Origin of the sequence: Sphingomonas sp., from assembly GCF_025353885.1 — a bacterium.
Classification (GTDB): Bacteria; Pseudomonadota; Alphaproteobacteria; order Sphingomonadales; family Sphingomonadaceae; genus Sphingomonas_O.
The window spans coordinates 25377-34483 of the sequence record NZ_JANXNX010000106.1 but is presented as its reverse complement, the minus strand read 5'-3'; the positions used below and the strand labels follow the sequence as shown (position 1 = coordinate 34483).

Here is a 9107-nt window from a genome sequence, read left to right as displayed (position 1 = left end):
CTGCGGTCAGTTGACCATAAAGCAATTTTCTCCCGCGACCTTCAGCTTTCCGCAGATCGTGCTGGCATCGCCCCCGGCGTTCGCGCGCAACCGGTAGAAGGTGCTGCCGTTGACGGTGGCCGGTTCGACTGACTTGGCCAGCAGCGCCAGATAGGCAAACCGTTTGGTGAGCTTGACCCACGCAGCACTGGCCTGGGCCTCCGAATTGAAAGAGCCAAGCTGCACGAGTGCTCCCGATGCCGCAGCAGCGCCACCACGAACCGACGGTTTGGCAGGAGGAGCCGCTATCAGCTTGCCACCCGAAGCGGGCATCGACGCCGTCGCAACCTTGGCAGCAGGTGCTGCCGTCGTCTTCGCCAGACCCGCCTTGCCACTGGCGACCGGCGTCTCGGCGGTCGCGTTCAGGTCGATCTTGCCATTGGCCTCGGCCCCTTCGGAGGCGGCAAAGGCGCTATCGCCCTGCCCCTCGACCTTCATGCCGCCGGGCGTGTCGGGGCGAACCTTATAGTCACCCTCCTGCGCCGCGATCAGCTTGCCGTCGCCCTGTGGCCCCGGACCGCTGTGCCGTAGCAGCCAGACGCCCCCGATCACCAGGCCCAGCGCCGCAATCGCCGCGATCACGAAACCGGCCAGCTTGCGCGTCGAGACGCGATCATTGTCCTCGTCCTCGACAGCCTCGAGCCAAGGCAGCCGGTCATGGTCATTGAGCGGCAGTGGTTCGCGATCAGTATCGGTCAAATTACATCTCCTCGGCGGCGGTCACGCCCATTATCGACAAGCCATTACGGATAATTTGTCCGATACCATCAGCCATGAAAAGTCGCGCCTGTGTCAAATCGGGATCGTTAACTATCAACACCCGCCGATCAGGCCGATCATTGCCCACATTGAAAAATGCATGGAAGGCGGCGGCCAAGTCATAAAGATAGAAAGCGATGCGATGCGGCTCGCGACTCGAGGCCGCCGATTCAACGATTCGCGGAAATTGCGCAGCCAGCTTGACCAGGACCAGGTCCTCCGCATCCAGCTTTTTGACATCGGGATTCCCGGGCACAATCCCGGCTTCTGAGATCTTGCGACCAAGCGACATGATCCGCGCGTGGGCGTACTGAACATAGAAGACCGGGTTGTCCTTCGACGCCTCGACCACCTTGGCGAAGTCAAAGTCCATTTGCGCATCGGCTTTACGACTGAGCATTGTGAAGCGCACGACATCCTTGCCAACCTCGTTCACGACATCGGCCAACGTCACGAAATTACCCGACCGCTTCGACATCTTCACCGGTTCGCCATCGCGCAACAGGCGGACCATCTGGATGATCTTCACATCGAACGGCTTCGGCACGCCGAACTCATTGGCGGTCAGCGCCGCGACCGCCGCCCGGATACGCTTGACCGTGCCCGCGTGGTCGGCACCCCAGATGTCGATCAGCGCATCCGCAGTTTCCGACTTCTGGAAATGATAGGCCATGTCAGCGCCGAAATAGGTCCAGTCGCCGTTGGATTTTCGGATCGGTCGGTCTTGGTCGTCGCCGAATTGGGTGCTCCGGAACAGCGGGAGCTCGACAGGCTCCCACTCATCGTCGACTTGCCCCTTTGGTGCTTCCAGAAAACCGTCGTAGATCAGCCCATCGGCGCGCAGCCGCGCCTCAGCGGCCTCGGGCTTTCCAGCAGCCTGGACTTCGGCTTCGGATGCAAACACGTCATGATGAATACCAAGCAGCGCGAGATCGGCCTTGATCAGCACCAGCATCGCAGCGACCGCGCGCGTCCGGAACGGCACCAGCCAATCCGCTTCGGGGGCGTCGACATACCGCTCGCCGAATTCCGTCGCCAGTGCCTGCCCGACCGGGATCAGATAATCGCCGGGATAAAGCCCCTCGGGAATCTCTCCGACCTGGGCACCCAGGGCCTCGCGGTAACGCACGTGCGCAGACCGGGCGAGGACATCAACCTGCCCGCCCGCGTCATTGACATAATATTCCTTGATGACTCGGTGGCCCGAATATTGAAGCAGGGTCGCCAGCGCATCGCCGACCACCGCCCCACGGCAATGCCCCATGTGCATCGGTCCGGTCGGATTGGCCGACACATATTCGATGTTCACGATTGCATTCGCGCCGGTGTCTGATCGTCCGTAATCGCTCCCACCCGCGTGGATGCGGACCAGTTCGTCGCGCCACATCGCGTCGGCCAGTCGCAGGTTGATGAAACCCGGTCCGGCAATCTCAACCGATGTGACACCCGGCACCGCTTCCAGCAGCGGCTTCAGCTGTTCGGCCAGATCGCGCGGCTTTACGCCCGCTCCCTTGGCCAGCACCATCGCAGCGTTAGTCGCTAGATCGCCATGCGCGGGATCACGTGGAGGTTCGACCGTAATGTTAGTGCGATCCGCCCCAGCAACGAGCGGAAGCAGGTCGAGCGCGGCATTCAGATGCGCGGTATAATCGAGGTAAAGCGTCAACGAAACATCCCGAAACGAGGCGAAGCGCCGCTATTAGCGATGAATGGCGAAAAGGTCACGTTGCCCGCGTCGCGCCTTCCGTTCCGGCGTTATCCCAGCGTATCGCCCTGGTATTTTAGTTCCAAGTATTTTCCCTGCGTCGCCAACTTTTCAAGATCGCCTCGCGCCAGTTGCTCGCTCATGCGCGCCAGTTCGCTGTCGACCACAGTGAGCCCGTCGATCAACTGTTTGTCGGGGGCCATGCCGTCGATCCCGTCACGTCGCAAAGCCATTGGAACTCGGCCATAGCCCTTAACCAGTTCGGGCAATTCGTCGGCAATCAGGCGGCGGATTTCGGCGGCCGCAGGTTCGCGTTCGTCCAGCGTCTGTAGCTGCGGGGCGAGCGCTTCCAGCTTCAAACCAATCCCGTCACTCAACCGCTGCGCGGGGGCGGGCAACAGCGCACGCTGGCTCGCCAGCCAGCTTTCGGTACGGAGCGGAAGCAGCGCGAGCGCGGTCGTCGGCAGTGTGGCGGCATCGGGCAAGCGCTGACCCGGCATCATGACGATGCCAATGACGACCAGCGCAAAGACGAGGCTGGCGATCATTACGCCGGTCGTCCCGATGCCGGTCGGCAGGACCAGTCCGGCGACGATCACCGCCAGCAGGGTCGCGGCCGCCGCCCAGATGATCCGCATCACCTTGCGTCCGGCAGAGCGACGCTGGGCCGCCCGAGCACGCTGTTCCAGGCGAGGGGCTGTGCCGTGGCGACGCAGGGCTTCCTCTGCGCGCGCGAGGACGTCGTTCGAGTTCATGCAGCGCTCATACCGGTTCGAAGGGGCTCGGGGCGGCGCTGTGCCCGATCTGCGCCTGCGAGGCCCCCTCGGTGCGGGCGATGTAGCCGCGCGACTTCTCGACCTCCGATCCCAGCGCATCGATCGTCGTCTTCATCGAGACCAGGGCTTTCGCCTTAAATGTGTCGATGCTGTCCATCGTGTCGTAGATATTCTGGAACGCGCGTTTCAGCGTCTCCAGCGGGATCGTGGACCCAGCTGCCTGTTCATGGATCGCCGCCGTGTTTGCCTTCAGCAATGCGCCGGTCGAATCGATGATGTTTGCCGTTGTCGTGTTCAGCGCGGTAATCTGTTCCAGCACGAGCCGCTGGTTGGTCATTGCCTGTGCGACGGTGACCGCTGTTCGCAATGCCGACACCGTCGTGGTGGACGCCCGATCGACACCCTTCACCAGTTCGACATTGTTTTTCTTGACCAGGTCAAGCGCCAGATAGCCCTGCACCGTCACCGCCATCTGGGTCAGGAGATCGGTCGAACGCTGCCGAACATAGAACAGCGCGGTCTCGCGGATCGCCTTGGCCTTGGCGGGGTCGCTGCTTTCCAGTTCGAAGGCCTTCGCCTCCAGCTTGGCGTCGAGCGCCTTCGAAACATGAATCATCTGTTCCAACCGGCCCATCGCCGCCCACAGCGACTGGCGTTCGACCGAGATCGCTGCATTGTCCTTCAGCAACTCGTCCTTGCCGCCCTGAAGCCGCGTCAGGATCGACGCAATGTGCGACTGCGCCGATTTATAACCGTCGAAGTAATTTCGCATCTTGTTGCCAAAGGGCAGGATGCCGAACAATTTGCGCGGCGCGGTCAGGTTGCCGCGAGCACCGGGGTCGAGATCCTCAATCGTGCGGCGCAGTTCGGCGAGGTCGGTGCCGACACCGCTCTCTTTGTCCATCGCGCGCACCGGGCGGTCGAGAAACCGGTTCGACTGGCCCGCGGCATCTGCAATCTCGCGGCGGCCCATGTCCGAAATTTGGTCGACGCGCTTGCCAAACTCGGGAGAATTAACATCCTGCGCCGCTAATGCCTCGACGAAACTCTCTGCCTTGGCTTCGAGTTGGGTTTTCTGGGCATCCTCCAGCGGCACCAGTCCGCTGGCTTTTTCCGGCGAGACTACAGGCACCGGATCCGGGGCGGTCAGCACAAGGTCGGGAGTGTCAGCAATCCGGATGGCCATGGTCTTCGCCTTTTTGAAAGTCGCTCCTAGATAAGCGGGTTAGGGTGTATTATTCAAGTGACACAGAGATTGCATATCCTGCAATCACACTATCGCAGTTTGTGCTTTGGACAGGACCAAAACAGGCGTAACGGAACGCCATGACCCCAGCGGAAACCGCGCTCGTGCTGGCTCGCGCCCAGTTTGCGTTTACCATTTCGTTTCATTTCATATTTCCAAGCTTTTCGATCGGCTTGGCAAGCTACCTCGCGGTGCTGGAGGGGCTGTGGCTGAAAACCGGCAAACAGGTATATATCGACCTGTTCCGATACTGGGTCCGCATCTTTGCGATTGTCTTTGCGATGGGCGTCGTGTCGGGCATCGTCATGTCATATCAGTTCGGGACCAACTGGGCTGTGTTCTCCGACAAGGCAGGGCCGATCATCGGCCCGCTGATGGCGTATGAAGTGCTGACCGCATTTTTCCTTGAGGCCGGGTTCCTCGGCGTCATGCTGTTCGGCATGAAGAAGGTCGGCCCGCGCCTGCACTTCGGGGCGACGCTGATGGTGGCGGTCGGCACGTTCATCTCCGCTTTCTGGATATTGAGCGTGAACAGCTGGATGCAGACGCCGACGGGCTGGGCGATCAACGCCGTCGGCCAGTTTGTGCCGAAGGATGGCTGGCTGCCGATCATCTTCAACCCCAGCTTCCCATACCGCCTCGTCCACACCGTCATCGCCGCCTATTTGACCACTGCCTTTATCGTCGGCGGCGTGGGAGCGTGGCATCTGTTGAAGGGCAGCCGGACGACGGCCGTGAAAACCAGCTTTTCGATGGCAATGTGGATGGCCGCCATCGTCGCGCCGATCCAGATCTTTGCCGGCGACATGCACGGCTTGAACACGCTAGAGCATCAGCCGGTCAAGATCATGGCAATGGAGGGGCATTTTCAAAGCCATCCGGACGGCGCGCCGCTGATCCTGTTTGGCCTGCCCGACCAGGATGCCCAGACGGTACGCTATGCGGTGGAGATACCAAAGCTTTCCTCACTGATCCTCAAGCATGACCTGAATGCGCCGATGAACGGACTTGATACGGTCAAGCGCGCCGACCAGCCCCCGGTGGCTATTGTGTTCTGGACATTCAGGATCATGGTCGGAATCGGCTTTGCCATGCTGGGGCTTGGCTTGTGGAGCCTGCTTGCCCGTATGCGTGGCAAGCTGTACGACTGGAAATGGCTGCACCGTGCCGGGATAGTCATGGGGCCGTCAGGAACGGTCGCAGTGCTGGCGGGGTGGGCGACGACCGAAGTTGGACGTCAGCCATGGGTAATATCGGGCCTGCTCCGTACCGCCGATGCCTCGTCCGCAATCGCAACGCCGGGGGTCGCGACGTCGCTTGCGGCATTCGTCATCGTGTATTTCGCCGCTTTCTCGGCGGGCACCTGGTATATCCTGAAATTGATGGCAAACCCGCCGCACGAGAACGAGCCCGACAATGTTGCTGGCCCGATCCGAACCTCCGGGACTACACCTGCGATGGAGAATTCCTAATGGACCTCACCGTCGTCTGGGCCGCGATCATCGCATTTGCGGTTGCCATGTATGTCGTGATGGATGGCTTTGACCTTGGCATCGGCATCCTGTTTCCCCATTTCAAGGTTGGCAACGAACGCGACATGGCGATGAACGCCATCGCGCCAGTCTGGGATGGCAACGAGACATGGCTGGTCCTTGGCGGTGGCGGCTTGATGGCCGCATTTCCGCTGGCCTATGCGATCGTGCTGCCCGCTCTCTACGCGCCGCTGATCGCGATGCTGCTCGGCCTGATTTTTCGCGGGGTCGCGTTCGAATTTCGCTGGCGTGACGCCAACCATCGCAAGGGCTGGGACGCCGCATTCAGCATCGGATCATCGGTTGCGACGTTTGCACAAGGGATCACACTTGGCGCACTGCTGCAGGGAATCACCGTAACAGGGCGCAGCTATGGCGGCGGCTGGTGGGACTGGCTGACACCGTTCTCTCTGCTGTGTGGGTTTAGCCTGCTGGTCGGCTACGCCTTGCTGGGCGCTTGCTGGCTGGTTTGGCGGACCGAGGGACCGGTTCACGACGACGCCCGACGTTTCGCCAAATGGCTGACCCTGGCCATGGTCATGGCGCTTGGTCTTGTCAGCCTGGCGACGCCCTTTCTGGAAGGGCAATATTACACCCGGTGGTTCAGCTATCCCGGACTGCTGGTCGTTATCCCGATGCCGCTACTGGTCGGTGGCGCGGCGATCATGCTCTGGCGAACCGTCCACAAAGGAAGCGACCATTCGCCTTTCGTGTGGGCACTCGCCATTTTCGGCCTGTCGATGGCCGGGCTGGCAGTGTCGATCTGGCCCGATGTGATCCCCGGTCGTGTAACGATCTGGGAGGCCGCATCCCCACCCGTCAGCCAGCTTTTCATGCTGGTTGGGGCTGCGATCATGGTCCCCCTCATTCTCGCCTATACCGGCTGGTCGTACTGGGTGTTCCGCGGCAAGGTCGACGAGGACGGCTATCATGCGCACGACCATTAGGCAGGTCGGCTGGCTGATCCTGATCTGGGTTGCCAGCGTCAGCGCGCTTGGGGTCGTGGGATTTGCTATTCGGGCCTTGCTGAAGCCCTAGACAGAAATCTGGCGCTTATTCGGCGCGTGACCTGGCCCTCGCGCGCGGCTGCGACCGGCTCTCTTACTCAAACGCGTGCAACGCTCGACCACGCACCTAATGCCCCGACTTGTTGCACGGCGTCATTTCGGCTAAGCGCGCGCCAATTCCCAGTTCGTTCATCCAGGATATTTCATGAGCCTACGTAATGTAGCCATCATCGCGCACGTCGATCATGGCAAGACAACTCTAGTCGATCAGCTGTTTCGCCAGTCGGGCACGTTTCGCGACAACCAGCGCATCGAAGAGCGCGCGATGGATTCGAACGATCTTGAAAAGGAGCGCGGGATCACGATTCTCGCCAAGTGCACGTCGATCGAATGGGACGATCATCACGGCGAAAAGACGCGGATCAACATTGTAGACACGCCTGGACACGCCGATTTCGGCGGCGAAGTAGAGCGTATCCTATCGATGGTCGACGGCGTCGTCCTGCTGGTCGATGCTGCCGAAGGCGCAATGCCGCAGACCAAGTTCGTCACGGGCAAGGCGCTGGCACTAGGGTTGAAGCCGATCGTCGTCGTCAATAAGATCGACCGCCAGGACGCGCGCGCACAGGAAGTGCTGGATGAAGTGTTCGACCTTTTCGTCAGCCTGGATGCAAACGACGAGCAGCTTGATTTTCCGGTTATTTTTGCCAGCGGTCGTAATGGTTACGCCGGCGACAATCCGGATGTTCGTGAAGGTACGTTGACTCCGCTCTTCGAGACGATCGTCAAGCACGTCCCGGCGCCATCGGCCGACCCCGATGGTCCGTTCAAGTTTCTCGTCACGCTGCTCGATCGCGACAACTTCCTCGGTCGTATCCTCACCGGGATGGTGTTTTCGGGTTCGGTCCGGACCAACATGGCCATCCACGCGCTCGACCCGGATGGCAAGGTCGTCGAAACCGGTCGCGCGTCGAAGATCATGGCGTTTCGTGGCCTCGAGCGAATTCCGGTCGAAGAAGCCAATGCGGGTGACATCATCTCACTTGCCGGGCTGACGGTCGCGACCGTTGCTAACACGATCTGCGACCCAAGCGTGACCGAGCCGCTTCACGCACAGGCGATCGATCCACCAACGCTGTCAATGCGCTTTGCCGTGAACGATTCGCCAATGGCTGGTCGCGAAGGCACTAAAGTCACAAGTCGCATGATTCGCGATCGCCTGTTCCGCGAAGCCGAATCGAACGTCGCGATCAAGGTGACCGAATCTTCAGACAAGGACAGCTATGAGGTTGCCGGTCGCGGCGAGCTTCAGTTGGGCGTATTGATCGAAACGATGCGTCGCGAGGGTTTTGAACTCGGCATCAGCCGCCCGCGCGTGTTGTTCTCCGAAGATGAAACCGGCGGCAAGACCGAGCCCTATGAAGTAGTCATCATCGACGTCGACGAAGAATATTCGGGCACTGTCGTTGATAAGATGAACATCCGGAAGGCAGAAATGACCGACATGCGTCCATCGGGAGGCGGCAAAACCCGCATCACCTTCAGCGCACCTGCACGCGGGATGATCGGTTATCACGGCGAATTCCTGTCCGACACACGCGGCACAGGAATCATGAATCGATTGTTTGAAAAATATGGCCCTCACAAGGGCAAGATTGAAGGCCGCAAGAATGGCGTGCTGATCTCCAACGGTGCTGGCGAGGCGAATGCCTATGCCCTTGGTCCATTGGAAGAGCGCGGTATCCTGATGGTTGCCCCGCAGGAGCAGCTTTACGAGGGCATGATTGTCGGCGAAAATGCCAAGACTGACGATCTGGAAGTCAACCCGATGAAGTCGAAGGCGCTGACCAACTTTCGCGTGAGCGGCAAGGAGGACACCATCCGCCTGACCCCGCCGAAGCGCCTGACGCTGGAGCAGGCCATCGCCTATATCGATGATGACGAACTGGTCGAAGTCACGCCGAAAAGCATTCGCCTTCGCAAACGGTATCTCGATCCCAACGAGCGCAAGCGCGCAAGCCGCGCCAAGGCTGCCTGATCGAA

At 60.5% G+C, this 9107-nt stretch carries 8 protein-coding genes; 4 read left to right on the top strand and 4 right to left on the bottom strand.

Annotation, left to right across the window (positions count from 1 at the left end; translation table 11 throughout):
* Window positions 1-6: 6 nt before the first annotated feature.
* From Q0R02_RS11710 to Q0R02_RS11695, 4 genes are all read right to left on the bottom strand, one after another.
* Window positions 7-738 carry an SPOR domain-containing protein gene (locus Q0R02_RS11710; protein WP_293883708.1) on the bottom strand — a complete coding sequence of 244 codons (732 nt, stop codon included), beginning with the start codon at window positions 736-738 and terminating at the stop codon, window positions 7-9.
* A gap of 1 nt (window position 739) precedes the next feature.
* Window positions 740-2464 carry an arginine--tRNA ligase gene (gene argS, locus Q0R02_RS11705; protein WP_293883707.1) on the bottom strand — a complete coding sequence of 575 codons (1725 nt, stop codon included), beginning with the start codon at window positions 2462-2464 and terminating at the stop codon, window positions 740-742.
* Between the two features lie 89 nt (window positions 2465-2553).
* Window positions 2554-3258, bottom strand: coding sequence for a hypothetical protein (locus Q0R02_RS11700; protein ID WP_293883706.1), 705 nt, complete (start codon window positions 3256-3258; stop codon window positions 2554-2556).
* A 7-nt stretch (window positions 3259-3265) separates the two neighbouring features.
* Window positions 3266-4465 carry a toxic anion resistance protein gene (locus Q0R02_RS11695; protein ID WP_293883704.1) on the bottom strand — a complete coding sequence of 400 codons (1200 nt, stop codon included), beginning with the start codon at window positions 4463-4465 and terminating at the stop codon, window positions 3266-3268.
* 140 nt (window positions 4466-4605) lie between these two features.
* Here Q0R02_RS11695 and Q0R02_RS11690 point away from each other — a divergent pair, with 140 nt between their 5' ends.
* The 4 genes from Q0R02_RS11690 (at window position 4606) to typA (ending at window position 9102) form a co-directional block, all read left to right on the top strand.
* On the top strand, window positions 4606-5997 hold the full coding sequence (locus Q0R02_RS11690; protein WP_293883702.1) for a cytochrome ubiquinol oxidase subunit I: 1392 nt from the start codon (window positions 4606-4608) through the stop codon (window positions 5995-5997).
* Complete coding sequence (cydB, locus tag Q0R02_RS11685) at window positions 5997-7004, top strand: cytochrome d ubiquinol oxidase subunit II (protein ID WP_293883701.1); 1008 nt, start codon at window positions 5997-5999, stop codon at window positions 7002-7004. Before Q0R02_RS11690 ends, cydB begins: the two co-directional genes overlap by 1 nt.
* Window positions 6988-7095, top strand: a complete 108-nt coding sequence (locus Q0R02_RS11680; RefSeq protein WP_293883700.1) for a DUF2474 family protein — start codon at window positions 6988-6990, stop codon at window positions 7093-7095. The genes cydB and Q0R02_RS11680 overlap by 17 nt, the downstream gene beginning before the upstream one ends.
* Before the next feature lie 174 nt (window positions 7096-7269).
* Window positions 7270-9102, top strand: coding sequence for a translational GTPase TypA (gene typA, locus Q0R02_RS11675; RefSeq protein WP_293883699.1), 1833 nt, complete (start codon window positions 7270-7272; stop codon window positions 9100-9102).
* Window positions 9103-9107 lie beyond the last annotated feature (5 nt).